16 protein-coding genes and 1 pseudogene are annotated in these 15,243 nt (G+C 62.7%); 2 read left to right on the forward strand and 15 right to left on the reverse strand.

The window, feature by feature from the left end; all coding sequences use genetic code 11:
* Window positions 1–79: 79 nt before the first annotated feature.
* The 3 genes from ACYUME_RS10760 to ACYUME_RS10770 form a co-directional block, all read right to left on the reverse strand.
* The gene (locus ACYUME_RS10760) at window positions 80–514 is read right to left on the reverse strand and encodes a hypothetical protein (RefSeq protein WP_460418832.1); all 435 of its coding nucleotides are present in this window, start codon (window positions 512–514) and stop codon (window positions 80–82) included.
* Between the two features lie 132 nt (window positions 515–646).
* Window positions 647–1,423: a DNA/RNA non-specific endonuclease gene (locus ACYUME_RS10765; protein ID WP_460418833.1), complete on the reverse strand. Its 777-nt coding sequence runs from the start codon at window positions 1,421–1,423 to the stop codon at window positions 647–649.
* 99 nt (window positions 1,424–1,522) lie between these two features.
* On the reverse strand, window positions 1,523–2,299 hold the full coding sequence (locus ACYUME_RS10770) for a ParA family protein (protein WP_460418834.1): 777 nt from the start codon (window positions 2,297–2,299) through the stop codon (window positions 1,523–1,525).
* Window positions 2,300–2,444: 145 nt separating this feature from the next.
* On the opposite strand from ACYUME_RS10770, the gene ACYUME_RS10775 reads away from it, so the two are divergent.
* Window positions 2,445–2,804, forward strand: coding sequence for a VOC family protein (locus ACYUME_RS10775; RefSeq protein ID WP_460418835.1), 360 nt, complete (start codon window positions 2,445–2,447; stop codon window positions 2,802–2,804).
* Between the two features lie 345 nt (window positions 2,805–3,149).
* Here the strand turns inward: ACYUME_RS10775 and ACYUME_RS10780 are convergent, their stop codons facing one another.
* The gene (locus ACYUME_RS10780) at window positions 3,150–4,676 is read right to left on the reverse strand and encodes a M6 family metalloprotease domain-containing protein (RefSeq protein ID WP_460418836.1); all 1,527 of its coding nucleotides are present in this window, start codon (window positions 4,674–4,676) and stop codon (window positions 3,150–3,152) included.
* A 424-nt stretch (window positions 4,677–5,100) separates the two neighbouring features.
* On the opposite strand from ACYUME_RS10780, the pseudogene ACYUME_RS10785 reads away from it, so the two are divergent.
* A pseudogene (locus tag ACYUME_RS10785) lies at window positions 5,101–5,442 on the forward strand (transposase family protein); the annotation flags it as partial.
* Here ACYUME_RS10785 and ACYUME_RS10790 read toward each other — a convergent pair.
* The 11 genes from ACYUME_RS10790 to ACYUME_RS10840 form a co-directional block, all read right to left on the reverse strand.
* Complete coding sequence (locus ACYUME_RS10790; RefSeq protein WP_460418837.1) at window positions 5,411–6,355, reverse strand: hypothetical protein; 945 nt, start codon at window positions 6,353–6,355, stop codon at window positions 5,411–5,413. The pseudogene ACYUME_RS10785 and the gene ACYUME_RS10790 sit on opposite strands and share 32 nt — an antisense overlap.
* A 407-nt stretch (window positions 6,356–6,762) precedes the next feature.
* Window positions 6,763–8,364, reverse strand: a complete 1,602-nt coding sequence (locus tag ACYUME_RS10795) for a diguanylate cyclase domain-containing protein (RefSeq protein WP_460418838.1) — start codon at window positions 8,362–8,364, stop codon at window positions 6,763–6,765.
* Between the two features lie 85 nt (window positions 8,365–8,449).
* A complete protein-coding gene (locus ACYUME_RS10800) occupies window positions 8,450–8,929 on the reverse strand; it encodes a DUF2059 domain-containing protein (protein ID WP_460418839.1) in 480 nt (159 codons plus the stop codon).
* An 88-nt stretch (window positions 8,930–9,017) separates the two neighbouring features.
* The gene (locus tag ACYUME_RS10805; RefSeq protein WP_460418840.1) at window positions 9,018–9,887 is read right to left on the reverse strand and encodes a metal ABC transporter substrate-binding protein; all 870 of its coding nucleotides are present in this window, start codon (window positions 9,885–9,887) and stop codon (window positions 9,018–9,020) included.
* Window positions 9,884–10,783 carry a metal ABC transporter permease gene (locus tag ACYUME_RS10810; protein ID WP_279887851.1) on the reverse strand — a complete coding sequence of 300 codons (900 nt, stop codon included), beginning with the start codon at window positions 10,781–10,783 and terminating at the stop codon, window positions 9,884–9,886. Before ACYUME_RS10810 ends, ACYUME_RS10805 begins: the two co-directional genes overlap by 4 nt.
* On the reverse strand, window positions 10,783–11,529 hold the full coding sequence (locus tag ACYUME_RS10815; protein WP_279887853.1) for a metal ABC transporter ATP-binding protein: 747 nt from the start codon (window positions 11,527–11,529) through the stop codon (window positions 10,783–10,785). Before ACYUME_RS10815 ends, ACYUME_RS10810 begins: the two co-directional genes overlap by 1 nt.
* Complete coding sequence (locus ACYUME_RS10820; RefSeq protein WP_279887855.1) at window positions 11,526–12,434, reverse strand: metal ABC transporter solute-binding protein, Zn/Mn family; 909 nt, start codon at window positions 12,432–12,434, stop codon at window positions 11,526–11,528. Before ACYUME_RS10820 ends, ACYUME_RS10815 begins: the two co-directional genes overlap by 4 nt.
* A 10-nt stretch (window positions 12,435–12,444) precedes the next feature.
* The gene (locus ACYUME_RS10825) at window positions 12,445–13,014 is read right to left on the reverse strand and encodes a DUF6162 family protein (RefSeq protein ID WP_460418841.1); all 570 of its coding nucleotides are present in this window, start codon (window positions 13,012–13,014) and stop codon (window positions 12,445–12,447) included.
* The gene (locus tag ACYUME_RS10830) at window positions 13,011–13,328 is read right to left on the reverse strand and encodes a hypothetical protein (protein ID WP_279887858.1); all 318 of its coding nucleotides are present in this window, start codon (window positions 13,326–13,328) and stop codon (window positions 13,011–13,013) included. The genes ACYUME_RS10825 and ACYUME_RS10830 overlap by 4 nt, the downstream gene beginning before the upstream one ends.
* Window positions 13,325–13,864 carry a thiamine pyrophosphate-binding protein gene (locus ACYUME_RS10835; RefSeq protein ID WP_460418842.1) on the reverse strand — a complete coding sequence of 180 codons (540 nt, stop codon included), beginning with the start codon at window positions 13,862–13,864 and terminating at the stop codon, window positions 13,325–13,327. The genes ACYUME_RS10830 and ACYUME_RS10835 overlap by 4 nt, the downstream gene beginning before the upstream one ends.
* Complete coding sequence (locus ACYUME_RS10840; RefSeq protein WP_460418843.1) at window positions 13,861–15,060, reverse strand: PepSY-associated TM helix domain-containing protein; 1,200 nt, start codon at window positions 15,058–15,060, stop codon at window positions 13,861–13,863. The genes ACYUME_RS10835 and ACYUME_RS10840 overlap by 4 nt, the downstream gene beginning before the upstream one ends.
* Window positions 15,061–15,243 lie beyond the last annotated feature (183 nt).

The raw sequence follows: 15,243 nt of genomic DNA on the forward strand, positions 1-15,243 counted from the left end.
GGTGCCAGGCAGGCAAGTCGCATCGGCGTACCGCCGCAAACCGCGAGCGCACGGTTGCAGTGGCCTGTACTACAGCCGGTCAGGCGCTATAGGGCAGCAGCACCAGTGGCGCCACCACCTCCACCTGGTCCCCCTCGAACAAGCCTTCGGGGACTGGCGGGTAGACCGTCAGCCAGCACTGGCGCTCGACCAGTTGCGCCATCTGGCGAAAGTCCGAGGCGACCAGATGCGGCGGCAGCAGCCGGGCGTGTCTGGGCGCGCTGCGGTGCACCTCGCAGGCGACCGGTCGGTTTTGCCTGTTCAGGGTGATCTTGAGCGTGACCACGCCAACCAGGTGATCCTGGTTGGCGGGCGAGATCCGGTTGATCAGCGAACTCTGCATGGCCGCGACAAAGGCCGCCATGGTGGGTGCGTCGACCGTTGGCGATGCCTTGGGCGCGCTGCTGCAAGCCATGAGCGTCGCCAGGCCGAACGCGGCGAGAGGGAGCAGGGTGAAGCGATGGAACTTCGACACGGAAACATCCTTGGCAGAAAGGCCAGGCGCGTTCATGCGCCGGCAGGGGAGAAAGGCAGATGCCCTGCTATTGGACGTGGCAGGGCACGGAATCTTCAGTTATCGGCGGGTTGCTGTCGACCGCTGCAGTCGTCATTGACGATCGCACCCCGCCGGCACGGCCCAGGTATGTGCAGGACGTCGTTGCTTGAGCGCCTGCGGCACGGCGATCGGCATTTCATCCGGCCCGAGCAGCCGTTCGATCTCCTGCACACTGCGCAGGTAAGGATCGAGGTCGCTGCCCAGCCCTGCCTGGTGCGGGATCCACCAGGCGATCACCTGCGCCTGGCCCTGGGCGTCCTCGGTCAGCAGCACTTTCCAGAACGCTTCGGGCGTGGCGATGCCATGGGACTGGGCGAAGTGGTCGTTGGCCAGGGCCTGGCCTTGATGGCCGAACACCACGCCGCCGATCACCGTCACCGGATGCAAGTCGCGGTAGCACTCGGTCAGCAGTTCGGTCTGGTACCAGGTACGGCTGTTGTGCGAGGCCAGTTGCGGGACGATGTTGCTCATCAGGTTGGAGGCATCCATTGCCGCGCGATCGTCGTCGAAGTGATTGTTCGCGGCCAGGTGCCCGCGGTGGTAGCCCTTGGGTGACGAGTAGGCCTTGGCCGAGTGCTGGCCTTTGCAGCCCTCGGGCAGGTCGCGATCGATGCGGAAGTTGTCGATGCGCGCCAGGTGCCCCTCGTCCTTGCCCAGGGTGAAGGCGAAGCGATGCGGCTCGCCGCGCTGGCAGTCGTACCAGAGCTGGAAGCGGCCATGGTCGAGCAGGGTGAGCGGCGTGGGACCGGATGTGGGCGCGGGTGGCGGCAGGCGAGGGGCGCAGGAGGTCAGGGTAAACAGGAACAGCAGGAACAGCAGGCGGCGCATGGCGCGTCTTCCTTGAACAAAGCGCGCGATATTAGCGCAGACGGCGTCGTGCCTGCAGAGGGAGCGTCTTGCCCGTGGCGATTGCGCACCGGCTTGCGCTCAGGCCGCTCGCTCCAGCACATCCAGCAGCTCGACGAACTCCAGTGCCAGCCGGTGGCGTGGTGCCAGATGCACCAGCGGCACCGCCATTTCATGCGATTCGCGCATCCGGATCGAGCTGCTCAGGTACACCGGCAGCACGGGCAGCCCTTCGCCGCGCAACTGATCGACCAGCGTCTGGTGCAGCGCCGTGCGCCCGGCGAACTGGTTGACCACCACGCCCTCGACCTGTAGGGCGGCGTTATGGTCCTGGCGCAGTTCCTCCACCTCGGCCATCACGTTGTGCAGGGCATGGCGCGAGAAGCTGTCGCAGTCGTAGGGGATCAGCAGGCGTTCGGCGGCCACCAGCGCACTTACGGTGTAGAAGTTGAGCGCGGGCGGGGTATCGATGTAGATGCGCTCATAGTCCGCCGACAGCGCCACCAGCAGCTTGCGCAGCTTGTTGATCTTGAACTTGCTCTGCAGCTTGCCCTGCAGGTCGGCAAGGTCCGGGCTGGCGGTGACCAGGTGCAGGTTGGGGTAGCGGGTCTCGGTGATCGCCACCCGGTGCTTCTTGCCGGTGGCCGGATTGGGCGCGAGGGTCTGGCGGAAGAACTCGGCGATGCCCGATGGAATGGCCTCGGCGGTCAGGCCGGTCAGGTAATAGGTGGCGTTGGCCTGGGGGTCGAGGTCCACCAGCAAGGTTCTGTAACCCTCTGCGGCGCTGGCGGCGGCCAGGTTGCAGGCAATGCTGGATTTGCCGACACCGCCTTTCTGGTTGAACACGACACGACGCATGGCAGATCATCCTTGAGGGAAAAATGTCAGATCGAGGTCAATCCTATGACCGCAAGATGACAGTATTAAGACAAGGCTTGTTACATATGCTGCGCTGGCGGAATTGTGCTGTCAGTGTGGTCCACAGACACGCAAGGAGGCACCCATGGGGTTGCGAGGCAAGGATCGGCAGATCGACAACATCGAGTTCAACGTGGCCGATATCGCCCGTAGCAAGGCGTTCTACGGCGCTGTTTTCGGCTGGCACTTCGTCGACTACGGGCCGACCTACACCGAGTTCAGCGACGGTCGTCTTACCGGTGGGTTCACTACCGGGGAGCCCGTGCGTCCGGGCGGGCCGCTGGTGATCCTGTACGCCGACGACCTGGCTGAGACGCAGCGCCGGGTCGAGGCGGCGCAGGGGCGCATCAGTCGGGCGGTGTTCGCCTTTCCGGGCGGGCGGCGGTTCCACTTCATCGACCCGGATGGGTATGAGCTGGCGGTGTGGTCGGCTGTAGCGCAGTGAGCAGTTTGGTTGCTGATCAGCCTTGAGCGACGGGGGCTGAGTGGAGGCTCTGGATCGGCCATCGCACAGAACCTGATCGGGCGTTGCCCTGGTACAGGTCCGTGCTGCCCATGACATGCCGACATCCGAAGGGATACCGGGGTCTTGTCGCTGGAAAAAAACAGCCGGCTCGTTCTCCATCAAGCTTGCGGGCACCGAGGTCGTCTGCGACTTCACGCTCTACGAGATAGAAAGCGCTGAAGCGTCGGCCGGATGAATCTGCTTCCACTACCTTCATGAAGACGGGCCCTAGGGCCCGTCTTTTTTGCATGATATTCAAGCTCGAAGTTAATTGACTAGGGTTGGCTATTTTTTTACCTTGAATGTCATTGAGGTGCCTGGGCTGGATACTTCATGGATGGATAAGTGCGATGAGCTGTTGTCCCACCACTTCGAACTGGGTGACGTGGTGTCATCAAAATTTTTTACATGTCCACCATATAAGTCTTCGTCGTCACCATAGCCGCTGTCCCACTTTTCCAGGTCGAACCTACCATCAGCCTGTTCAAGTGAAAGCTCATAATGTGAGCTGCTCGACATCTGTTCATTACTGTTGCTCCCATCCTCGTCCACGTGCCATATGGCTAGTCCTTCGCCAGGGAGGTTTATGTCTCGGCCGGATTTGTTGCGGTTTTCTATTATGAAATACTCACCACTGAGTCCTGGTGATTTTTTCAAGATCGCGAAGTCGTTTTTGCCGCTCTGGAGTGTGACCAGTTGCCCATCTTCTAGCGTGGTGACTGTATTGGCCCATCCCGACATGCGTTTAAGGTATGCAGATATTTGTGTTGGGTTTTTTTCGTTTATGTTGCCGCCGCCGCACATCAGGCAAAACGCGCCAACCCCGCTTGACTCATACCCATAATCGTACAGGTCAGGATAGTCGCAGAGCATATGGCCGTTTTCATGAGCCGCAGTGCCTAATGTTAGCTCATTACCCATGTTTGTGAACTGATAGTCAAAAACTGATACGCCTGGTAGCAAGCTTACCGCTTCCTCCAGATGCCAGGCGTGAGGCCAAAGCCCTTCTGACCAATTATTTTTAACGGGGCCGGCGTAAAATATATTCATTGCATACACGAGCCCAAGGTTGTCGGTGGTTAGACTCGAGAAGTCGTATCCAGAAGATTTTAGAGACGCCAGCGCTTCTAGGATTAGCTCTCGAGCTCGTAATCCGTTGGGTTGTGATGGGTCTGTATAATAACTCTCTGGCCTTTTGGCTCGATAGTAAGGCGTGGTGATATTGCTGTAGTCGCACTTCCCAATTGAGTTGTCAAGAAAGTAGTCTCTTATCGAACCATTGTTTCCGAAGCCATCGTAGCCCGGCTTGTTCCAAAATTCGTGAACTTCTTGTTCGCTAATTGTTCTCGGCTCGTCTGGAAAATCGATCAGTATGCAAAGGCCGACATACTGTCCTATTGTTCCTCTCTTTGGAGGGGCAGCGACCGGAGCTCCCGCTCTGGCGGCTAATCGTCTAGCTTTGGCTTGATCGCTACGCTCTCGGCGTCGTTGGTCGCAGCGACGTCCGCCCATGGTGATAAAGCTATTCAAGCTGTATGCTCGTCCTTTTTCTGCGACGAGTTGTGTTGCCTCTGATGATTTCAAGTCTGGTTTTTTGGTTGTTTCCGAATCCAGCAGCCATGCGTATGGATGGGCTAAATTATTTTTTGCGTGCGTCACCTCATAGTGTCCCGTATTCGTGTTTTTGCGAACCGGTTTGCCGTCTAGTGTTTCAAAGGCAGCAAAATATTGATTTCCCCATGCCTTTAACTCTATCGTGGTGCCGTCGGGCTGAGTGAAGGTAAAACTTTTTCCGGAATATGGGGTGGCCATGGTTTTTCCTTGGGGTATGACTGCTTACTTCCCGCCCGTGTCGTCAGGCAGGGTTTTCGGTGCGAGTGACCCAGGCTGTGCTCATGGTGAGTTGCCTACGGAAGTAGTGTAGTTAGCGCGCTTAAACCTGTCGCTTATTTTGGGGTGACGTTGACATGGATAGGGTTGATGGTTTTTTGTTTTATGCCAATTCGGAATTGGCTGGTCTTCAGTTTGTGTTTTTAGAAATTGTTCACGCCGCTGGGCGCTGAACGAAATCCCGAGAAACCGCTTCGCCCCTTGGAAGATGAAGCGTTGCACCGAGATTGAATGAGTAAGGCTTGATCGATTTGCAGACCTGAAGGTTCGACTCACAGGCCTGTGATATCCGCTACACTCAACCACTGCCTGGCGAAGTCGCATTCCATTGAACCAACGCCGCCACCCGCGTAAACGCGGTAAAGGGTTACCAGCCGACAAAGACTACGACGTTGAAGCGTTACGCCGCGACTGCGCCCCATATCGAATGCAACCCGTCATTTCGATGTGCTCTATGAAGCGCAAACCCAAGCCTAGAGTGTTTGGTCGGCACACGTGCCGAAAGCGCAACATCATCGTGCGCATGTTTGGCTGGCTGAAAGAGAACTGTCGGGTCGTGACACGCTTCGACAAACTCGCGAAAAGCTATGTCGCCATGGTTGCGCTGGCTTGTTTCATGCCGTGCTGGCGACATTCATTGTCGTGCAGTGCCCACGTCAGCCTGGAAAAAGGCGACCCAGTGTTTTAGCTGGCCTTGCCAGCGCTTTTTCGGCCAGGGCCGAGAGGCACTCGATGCGGGTTACCTCTCCTGGTGAGCTCTCGATGAAAGCGGTGGAGACGTTGTTGAACAGCTCCTGAACGATTGCAACGACTGACTCGACGGTTATACCGACCTGGTCGGTATTGATAACGTATTCCACGCCATTGATACAGTAGGCTTGTACAGGTGGCTGGGCAGGGAGTTTCCTGCTGGATGTGTTCACTAGCCTGACATAGTAGTCATCAAGCGATGAGCTGATCTTGCCCGTTGCATCGAGGGGATGTTCGAAGAGGCACCGGAGTACCGAAGGGTTCAACAAGCGGTGCAGGGGGCGGTGCAGGAACAGATAGGGGGTCGAATAGAGAGTGCCCCGATGAACGAAGGGGAGCTTGTAGTTGTCGAGTTTGGCGTTGTGTTTCTGATAGTTATTAAGGGTGTAAAGCTCATGGTATTTCCCGATAAACAGAAGGTCATAAGCTTTGAGGAAAGCGGCTTTGCATATTTGGTAGTAGGATTCGCTGTCCTTGCTCTTGTCTTTCAAGGTGCCAATGGTGTGGGTGTCAAATATGTTGGAAATGAATTCGTCTACTTCGTCGTCTCGTTCCCTGGGTTTGTAGATGGCTTTCTTGTGCTTGGTGGTACCAATGTGGGAATAGAGTATCCAGCCGTAATAGTACTCCATCAACACACAGCTGCCATGGACGAGTGCATCGATGTCGTATATGAATACCGGATCCCGCACGTACATGTAGGGTGAATTCTGCTCCTCGTCTAAACGCTTTCCGACGGCTTCAAGGTAATGCAGAACCTTCCTGAGCTGATGCTCGAGCGATAGTTCGCAATTGCTCTTGAAGTGATAGTGGTTATCGTTGTCGAGGATTTCCGAGATTGGTATCTTCACGTGCTCAGATGCTCTAATGCAGTGCGTGGGACGCTGACGTGACGAAGGGCGAGGGCAACGGCTGCCAAGTATCACTTACCGTGTTGGCGAGGAGCGACGATGCTCGCGCACCGTTTCATCCTTGCCGAACCGGCGGCGCTGATACTTACGTACCAGCACCAGTTTTTCAGAAGTGCTCATGATAAGCCTCCGCCGATTTTCAGCACTGGCGCTGAAACCCTTGCACCCGATTGTGCTAAGCGTCGCATTAACCAGATGAAGGTGATCGGAACAGTGGCTTGGCAGCCGTTGCGGTGCAGAGCCTAGCAGAGTTCGCGAGGTGAGGAAAACCACTTTTTCTCGATAATCTTTAAAGCACTCGATTGGTTGTTTATTTGTTAATGTCTATTCATTCGAGTTTCTTTTCGTTAGTCATGCAGGGCTTCGTGGACAACCGCCGGAGCCAGGCGCACTTGGTCGCGCCCCTGTTGCTTCGCTGAGTAAAGCGCGCTGTCCGCCCGTTGCAGAGTGGCGGCGGGGGCCTCCTTAAGTTTCGAGTGCCAGGTGGCGACACCCAGCGAGATCGTCACTGTTCCCACTGGCGAGATGGCCGTGCCCCGCACCGAAAGGCGCAGGCGTTCGGCAACCGCATTGGCCACCTCCAGGCTGGCACGGGGCAGAAGTATCAGGAATTCCTCTCCCCCCGTGCGGCACAGTAAATCACCTTCGCGACAGCAGCTGCGCATCAGCTCGGCCAGGCGCTGCAGCACTTGATCGCCGATATCGTGCCCATGCGCATCATTGACATGCTTGAAATGATCGACGTCCAGCACGATGGCGGCAAAGTCCCGTCCTTCAGCCTCCAGCACCGCCAGCGTGGCCGCCAGCCCGCGGCGGTTGAGCAGCCCGGTCAACGGATCGGTCTGGGCATCCCGGTTGAGCCGGCCGATGCGCTCGTGCAGCAAGTTCAGGCCGAACAGCAGGGCACGCTTGAGCTCGGCGGCCTCGAAGTACCACGCCGGCACCCGGTGCAGGCGGTCGGCGGTGCCGGCGCGGTCCAGGCTGCGCGCGGCGGCGGCCAGGCGCCAGAGCGGGCGCACGATGATCAGTGCCAGCCACCACAGCAGCAGGCTGCCCAGCAGCGCCAGGGGCGCGGAGATCGCCACCACGCTGAGGATCAGCTGCCGCAGTGGCGCGACCGTTGCCGCCAAGGGCTGCTGGGCGACGATGCTCCAGCCGCTGCTGGGCACGCTGGCGAAACCGGCCAGCATCTCCACGCCCTGGCTGTTGACGAGCCGCCGTGTTCCGTCGCCCAGGCTGGCCAGTTCGTCGACCAGCGCGTTGCCGGTGACCTGCGTGCCCACCCGCGCGCCATCGGGGTGATAGAGCAGCCGACGGTTGCGATCGACCACGTAGAGGTAGGAGCCATCCTGATGGAAGTGCTCGCCCAGCAGACTGTTGAGAATGTTGCGCTCACGCAAGTACAGGCTGCCGCCGACATAGCCGAGGTAACGGCCCTGGTCATCGAAGATCGGCTGCGACAGTACCACCACCAGGTTGTTGGCCGCCGATAGAAATGGCGTCGAGACCAGCGTGCGGCGCTCGCGCAACGCCTCCTGGGCGCCGGGGGATGTGGACGGCGTGCCGGTGAGATGGCGCAGGGGCTGCGGCGAGATGGCCCGCAGGATACCCTCGGCATCCACCAGGAAGGTGGAGTTGAACGCACTGCTCTGGAGCAGCAGGCGTTCGGTCTCGGCCTGCAGGGCCGCCACGTCGTGCAGCTGGCGGCCTTGAACCGCGCTGCTGAAGTCCAGTTGCTGCAGGGCGTTGCCGAGGAAGGTCTCGGTAATGGCGGCCAGCTTGGTGGCATAGACGCGATTGGCCTCCAGCGAATGATCGATCAGCGACTGGCGTTGCACCCGGTAGCTGGCGAAATAGCTGGTCAGCAGCATCACCACGGCGGTGAGCGCGCAGAGAACGAGTATGAGCGTGCGCAGGTCCAGGCGCAGTCCATGCTTGGCGTGTGGCAATCCTGATCTCGCTGGGCGAAGAAGAGGTGTCAACCTTACGCGTAAAGGCTATGTGCCACCAAGTGGAATCAATTGCGGGCGGCGTTCAGGGGGCCGCCTGTTGCAGGGTCTGCAGTTCGTCCTCGACCTGCTGCATGCGTTGCTCGGCCAGCGCCTGCACCTTCGGGTCGCGGGCGCTTTCACGCATCAGTGCGGTGAGCTTTTCGCTCAGGCGCTTGCCTTCGTCGGTTTCACCCAACGCCTTGGCCCGGGCCGGGTCGCGGGTGGCCTGGACGATGGTGTCGAACTCGGCGTCGGTGAAATGCGCTTCGCTGTAGAGCTTGAACAGGTCCTGGCGCTGGTCCTCGACGGTCAGGTGCTTGCGCAGCACCTCCTTGATCCTGTCCTGGGGAACCTGGGTGTGGGTCATGGCCAGCAGGCCGGCCATGCGCTCGATATTGTGATCGTAGGCTTCCTGCAGTGGCAGGTTGGCGAGGATCTGCTCCTCCCGGGTGGGCTTCTGATCGCAGGCGGCGAGGGCGCCGAGCAGCAGGAGGGGCAGCAGCAGTTTCGTCAGGCGGGGCATGGAGGAAGCCTTGGGGCAGGGTAAGGCTCGGGAGTTTACTGCAAGCGAAGGCACAACAGGAGCGGGCGGACCCGCTCCCTTGAGGGGCTCAGCTCTGCCCCAGCGCCTTGACCACCTGGGCGACGCTGGCCTTGAGTCCGGCCACGGTATCGTCCGGGTCGCTCTCGACCACCAGCAGCTTGGCCCCGGACGCGGCGATCACTTCGGCGACCTTGGCATCGGGCTGGCGATGGTGCAGCACCAGTGCCACGTCCTCGGCCTTGAGCGTTTCGCCCAGGGCCTTGAGGCTGGCGTCATCCCATTTGTCATCGGCCGGAAGAGGCTGCTCGACCACATCCAGGTTGAGCCCGCTGGCCAGGTATCCCAGGCGCTCGGACAGGCTGACCACGCTCAGGTTGTCGACCTCGGCCAGCTGCGTCTGGCTGCTGGCGGTCAGCTCCAGCATCTGCCGCTTGAGGGCGGCCAGGTTGGCCTGGATCTTCGCCTTGTCGGTCGGCGACAGGCGCTCCAGGTCATTGGCCACGACGTCGGCCATGCGTCCCAGGTTGGTCGGGTTGAGCCAGGGGTAGGCGGCGAAGGCTTCGTCGCCCTTGACCGCGATACCGGGCAGCGCGCCGTCCACCGGGCGCGCGGCGTCGATCTCGACGATGCGGATGTTGCTGCGCCGGGCCATGGGGTAGAGCGGATCGTCGCGCCAGATCGAGCGCACGCCGATCACCGCGTCGGCCTTCGACGCCGCCTTGTGCAGGCTGGCGCCACCGCGACCGGTGAAGTACGACGGCTGGCGGCTGGCCGGCAGGTTGGCCGGGGCGGCTCGCTGGAGCTGCACCGAGGTGCCGTCGAGCAAGGCGCTGGCCAGGCTGTGGGTCACCGGCAGGGTGGTCAGTACTTGGGTGGCGCTTGCCAGCAGGGGCAGGCCGCTCAGGGCCAGCGCCAGGGTCAGTTTCTTCAGGGTCATGCCGGGTTTCCTTGCAGGCGTGGAACGAGGGCGCGGGCCAGGGCGGCGAGGGCGAAGCAGATCCCGGCGACCAGGATGATCGCCGCGCCCGAGGGCACCGGCAGGTCGAAGACGATCGGCAGCAGGATGCCGAGCAGCGTGCTCAGGGTGGCGATCAGCACCGAGATGAAGAAGAAGCCCTTGAGCGACTGGCTGACCAGGCGCGCGGCCGCCGCCGGGATCACCAGCAGGGCGCCGACCAGGATCGCGCCGATCACCTTCACCGAGGCCACGGTGACCAGGGTCACCAGCACCACGAACAGGTAGTCGAGGGTTTTCACCGCCACCCCGCGCACCGCCGCCAGCTGCGGGTTGAAGCTGGCCAGGATGATGCGGTTGTACAGCGGCAGGGCCAGGGCCAGCACCAGCACCGCGACGATGCCCAGCACGACCAGGTCCTGGGCGCTGACGGTGAGCACCGAGCCGAACAGCACGTTCTCGAGGATATGCACGTTGATCTTGCCGGCCAGCATCAGCAGCAGGCTCGCGCCCAGGGCCAGGGATACCGAGAGGAATACGCCGATCAGGGTGTCCGGGGACAGTCCGGTGCGGTTGCGCAGGAAGTTGAGCAGGATGCCGAACAGCAGGCAGTAACCGAACAGGCTGCCATACGGGCCGGTGTAGGGTTCGCCGAGCAGGATGCCGATGGCTACCCCGGTGAGCGCGGCGTGGCCGACCGCCTCGGAGAAGAAGGCGAAGCGCTTGACCACCACCAGCGTGCCCAGGCCGCCCAGCACCGGGCCGATCATCAGGCCCGCGAGCAGGGCGTTGACCACGAAACCGTAGGCCAGGGCCTCCGGCAGAAAGCCTGCGTTGGCCCATTGCTGGACCAGCTGGCGGAAGGATTCGAAACTCATCAGGCAAGGCTCTCGCTGCGCGGGTGGACGGAGAACAGCCCGAGCAGGCGCTCGGGGGTCAGGGCCTCGGCGGGCGGGGCGTCGAACAGCACCTGGCGGCTCAGCCCGGTGACCCGGTCGGCCAGGCGCAGCACCGCCTCGAGGTCGTGCTCGATCCACAGCACGGTGGTCCCGGCCTGGCGCCAGCCGTGCAACAGCTGCTCGAACACCTGGATACCGGCCTCGTCGAGGGCCGACATCGGCTCGTCCAGCACCAGCAGCTGCGGCTCGGGAATCAAGCCCTGGGCCAGCAGCACGCGCTGGCGCTCGCCGCCGGACAGCGCGCCCATGCGCCGCTTGCGCTTGTCGAGCATGCCCACCCGCGCCAGCGCGGCGTCGATGGCCGGGCGCACGCTGCGGGACAGGCCGAGGAACGCCGGGCGGCGCTGGCACATGGCGGCCATGAAGTCGTCCACGGTCATCGGCAGGCCACGGTCGAACTCCAGGGCCTGGGGCACGTAGCCGATCACTTCGCGCTCGCCTGGCCAGTGCAGGGTCAGTTGACCCTGATGCGGCATCTGCCCGAGCAGGGTCTTGATCAGCGAGCTCTTGCCGCCGCCGTTGGGGCCGACGATGGCATGCACGCTGCCGGGGGCGACACTGAAACGCACGTGTTCGAGAATGCGCGTGCGACCGAGGGTGAGGTCGATGCCGTCGAACTCGATGCGCGGCCCGCAGGCGGCGGTGAGGTTGGCGGCGGCGGTCACGCGCGGTTCTCCTGGATGGCCTGGACCACGGTGTCGAGGTTGCGCTTCATTTCCACCTCGTATTTTTCCTTGGTGTACTCGCCGTAGGAGATATGGGTCAGCGGGTAGATGCGCACACCGGACTCACGGTGGATGGTGTCGACGTAGGCCGAGGGGAAGTCCATCTCCGAGAAGATCACCTTCACATCCAATGCCTTGAGCTGGTCGATGGTCTTCTTCAGTTGCGCCGGGCTCGGTTCGATGCCATGGGCCGGCTCCACCACTGCGGTGACTTCCAGGCCGAAGTCACGCACCAGGTAGTCGTAGGCGGCGTGGATGGTGGCCACGCGGAAGGTCGCGTCCGGCGCCTGGGTGACCTTGGCCAGCGCCTCGGCGCGCAGGGCGCGCAGACGCTTGGCGTAGGCGCGGGCGTTCGTCTGGTAGAGCTTGGCGTTGTCCGGGTCGAGCTTGCCCAGCTCGCGGGCGATGTTGTTGACCTGGGCGATGGTGGCGCTGATCGACAGGAAGGTGTGCGGATTGACCACCTTGCCGGCACCGCGCGCGGCGATGCCGGTGGCGGCCAGCAGCGGCACGTTGGCGTTGGACTCGATGGTCTTGATGTCGGGTTTTTCGCTGGCGGCGATCATGCGGTCGGCGAAGTCGTCGTGGCCGACGCCGTTGAGCACGATCACATCCAGCGTGCCGATGCGCTTGATGTCCTCGGCGCGCGGCTCGTAGGCGTGCGGGTTGAAGCCGGCCGGGATCAGCGGCACCACCTCGGCCTTGTCGCCGACGATGTTGCTCACGTAGCTGTAGTAGGGGTGCAGGGTGATGCCGATGCGCAGGGGCTTGCCGTCGGCGGCGAACGTCAGGGCGGGCAGGGTGCAGGCCAGAAGCAGCGCCAGGGCGCGGGCGAAGCGGAGCATGGGCGGATCCTTAATGACGGTGTTGGCGGGTGACCCCGGCGTCGTAGTGGGTGACGATCTGCTGCCAGCCGGCGGCGGCCAGGGTGGCGCTGTCCAGCGCATCCGGCGCCATGGCGGCACTGTCGCGGCGCAGCCAGATATCGGTCTGGGCGTCGGCGGCGACCGGCACGATCACCAGGAAGCTGCCGGCCACCCGTGGGTCCTGGCTGCGCCCCAGGTAGGCCCCGTTCTCGAGCCGCGACCACTGGTGGCCGCCGCGACTCTGGCTGCTGGCATCGGCGACGAAGGGCGGCAGGCCCTCTTCGGCCAGGACCTGTGCATCGGGCGCGGTGCCGCTCTCCTCGCGCAGGGCGCGGACCTCGTCGGCGGCCACCCACAGGTCGGTATGAATGCCTTGCTCGGCGGCGTTGAGGTCGCGCCGGGCGTCCAACTGGTGGGCGGCGATGCTCACCTCGTCCTGGCGCTCGCCACGCAGGCTCACCACGCCGGCCGCCAGCGCCAGGATCAGCGCCGCGGCCAGCAGCACGTACAGGGTTTCATGCCCGGCACCGGCCGGGCGCACCACCTGGGCGCGGCTCATGGCGCACCGATGTCGGCGTGGTCCACTTCCACCACATGGCCGGGGCCGGCATCGAACAGCACGTAGAATTCACCATCCGGGCGCTTGAAGGTCAGGGTCGAATCGTCACCGAGCTTGCTGGCCACCAGCACCTGCTCGTCGTAGCCGATCACGTCCAGGGTCACGCCAGGGGCGCCGCTGCCGTCGGAGAAGCCACCCTTGCAGGTGATCTGCTCGCCGGTCTCGGTGCATTCGCACATCGGGTTGTGCGCCAGCGCCGGGGTGGCGGCCAGGGCCAAGAGGGGCAGGGCGAGCCTGCGCATCAGCTGTTTCATTTCTTGCCTCCTTGTTTCTCGAGCCAGGCCGCGGTGGCCGGCGATGCCTTGGCCAGCGGGACCGAGGCCTGGTACATCTTGCCGTCCCAGCCTTCGATGGTGATCCAGATGTCGGCGTCGGGGCGGGTGCGCGGGGGGATGGGCAGCGAAGTGCCCATGCGCGCCGGCGCGCCGAAGAAGATCGTGCCCGCCGCGCGCAGGCTGCGTGGCTTGCCGATGCGCAGGTAGATGGCCTTGACGCCCTCGTTGCAGGTCGGACACAGGGCCGCGTTGAAGCTCTTGAAGTGACCGGCCGGGCCATCGGCGCGTGGCGGCTCGTCGAACAGTTCGGCCAGGTCCAGGCTCCAGCGCCCGACCTGGATGCCCTGGATGGGGGTGGCGCCCAGGCCGCTGTCGCCACGGAACAGGCTGGCGTCGGCGAAGTACTTGGGCATGAAGCCCAGGGGGATGAGGATCAGCAGGATATTCAGGTGGAAGCGCCATTTCAGCCACCACTGCTTCAGGCCGCCTTGCGGCACTGCATTCGCCTGGCTCATGGCTGGGCCTCCACGGGGGTGTCGTTGCTCGCCTGGCGCGCCCGTGCCGGGCGTTCGGCGCGCTTGATCGCGGCGGCGGTGGCCTGGGCGGTACGCTTGGTCCAGATCAGCAGGCCACTGAAGACCATCAGGGTCAGCACCAGGCCGAAGAAGAACCAGATCAGCTTGATTGCCAGGCCGCCGAAGTCACCGGTGTGCAGCGGACGCATGGATTCGGTGACGAACTCCAGGGCTGAACGGTCGCCGAGCAGGAACTGGCTGTCGACCGCGCGGGTGTACGGGTTGACCTCGGCGGTCTGGAACATCAGCGGGTACCAGCCGCGCCCGCCCATGCTGTAGTGGCTGTAGGCAGTGGCCGGCAGCGAGATGAAGCTCACGTCGAGACCGGGGATCGTCGCGGTGGCGATACGCGCCGCCTCGTCCAGGTCGATGCGCGGTGCCGGGCTGCCATCAGCGGTCTGCGGCACCTGCTCGCGGGCGATCACCGGCACGATCGGCTCGCTGGAAATGGTCACGTGGTTGTCGCCAAGGATCGCCTGGATCAGGAACCAGATGCCGGTGATCGAGATCACCGCGATGAACCAGATCGACCACACGCCCGCCAGGCGGTGCAGGTCGCCCCAGAAGATCCGCGCGCCATGGCCGGTGCGCACCGGCTTGAAGAAGCCGCGCCAGAACTTCTTGTACACCACCAGCCCGGTCACCAGCGAGGCGAGCATCGGCAGGCCCAGCAGCGACACCAGGTACCAGCCCCAGCTATAGCCGTTGGTGAACGGCACCAGCCACCAGCCGTGCAGGGCGCGGGTGAAGGCTTCGAAGTCGAAGTCCGGGCGCTGGCCCTGGATGGCGCCGGTGTAGGGGTTCACATAAAGCAGCGAGCTGGTGCCGTCGGGGCGGACCACCGAGGCCTGCAGGGCGAAGTGCGAGCCATCCGGCTGGCTGAGGAAGCGCACGGCCAGGTTCGGTTCGGCCTTGTGCATGTTTTCGAGCACCTGCTGGAAACTCAGGCGCTCGGCGTCGCCGTCGGGCTTGCTGGCGCGCACATCGGCGTTGGCCAGCCAGACGATTTCCTGGCTGACCACCGCGAGCATGCCGGTGAAGCAGACGATCAGGACGAAAAACCAGATCGGCAGGGCAAGCCAGCTGTGGACCAGGAACCACAGCTTGGAATTGGATTTTTTCGGTTGTCGGGCCATCAGTCGGTCTTCTGCTGGAAAAGTGCGGTCGAGTCTCGGCTCAACCTCGTAGGGCTGCACTTAATAGGACGAATGAGAATGAGAAACCTGCGGAGTCAAATGCAAGAAAATGTTTCAAGGGCGGCGGGCGCAGGCGCGGCGGGCGCTGCACGGCCTTAATTTTTCGCACTTTGTATCCGTTTC

The sequence above is a fragment of the Pseudomonas sp. microsymbiont 2 genome, from assembly GCF_054788395.1.

Coding starts and splice junctions, on each gene's coding strand:
- ACYUME_RS10765 (WP_460418833.1), bottom strand. CDS start 1,423: ATGCGCCGCCTGCTGTTCCTGCTGTTCCTGTTTACCCTGACCTCCTGC.
- ACYUME_RS10770 (WP_460418834.1), bottom strand. CDS start 2,299: ATGCGTCGTGTCGTGTTCAACCAGAAAGGCGGTGTCGGCAAATCCAGC.
- ACYUME_RS10775 (WP_460418835.1), top strand. CDS start 2,445: ATGGGGTTGCGAGGCAAGGATCGGCAGATCGACAACATCGAGTTCAAC.
- ACYUME_RS10780 (WP_460418836.1), bottom strand. CDS start 4,676: ATGGCCACCCCATATTCCGGAAAAAGTTTTACCTTCACTCAGCCCGAC.
- ACYUME_RS10800 (WP_460418839.1), bottom strand. CDS start 8,929: ATGCCCCGCCTGACGAAACTGCTGCTGCCCCTCCTGCTGCTCGGCGCC.
- ACYUME_RS10805 (WP_460418840.1), bottom strand. CDS start 9,887: ATGACCCTGAAGAAACTGACCCTGGCGCTGGCCCTGAGCGGCCTGCCC.
- ACYUME_RS10810 (WP_279887851.1), bottom strand. CDS start 10,783: ATGAGTTTCGAATCCTTCCGCCAGCTGGTCCAGCAATGGGCCAACGCA.
- ACYUME_RS10820 (WP_279887855.1), bottom strand. CDS start 12,434: ATGCTCCGCTTCGCCCGCGCCCTGGCGCTGCTTCTGGCCTGCACCCTG.
- ACYUME_RS10825 (WP_460418841.1), bottom strand. CDS start 13,014: ATGAGCCGCGCCCAGGTGGTGCGCCCGGCCGGTGCCGGGCATGAAACC.
- ACYUME_RS10830 (WP_279887858.1), bottom strand. CDS start 13,328: ATGAAACAGCTGATGCGCAGGCTCGCCCTGCCCCTCTTGGCCCTGGCC.
- ACYUME_RS10835 (WP_460418842.1), bottom strand. CDS start 13,864: ATGAGCCAGGCGAATGCAGTGCCGCAAGGCGGCCTGAAGCAGTGGTGG.
- ACYUME_RS10840 (WP_460418843.1), bottom strand. CDS start 15,060: ATGGCCCGACAACCGAAAAAATCCAATTCCAAGCTGTGGTTCCTGGTC.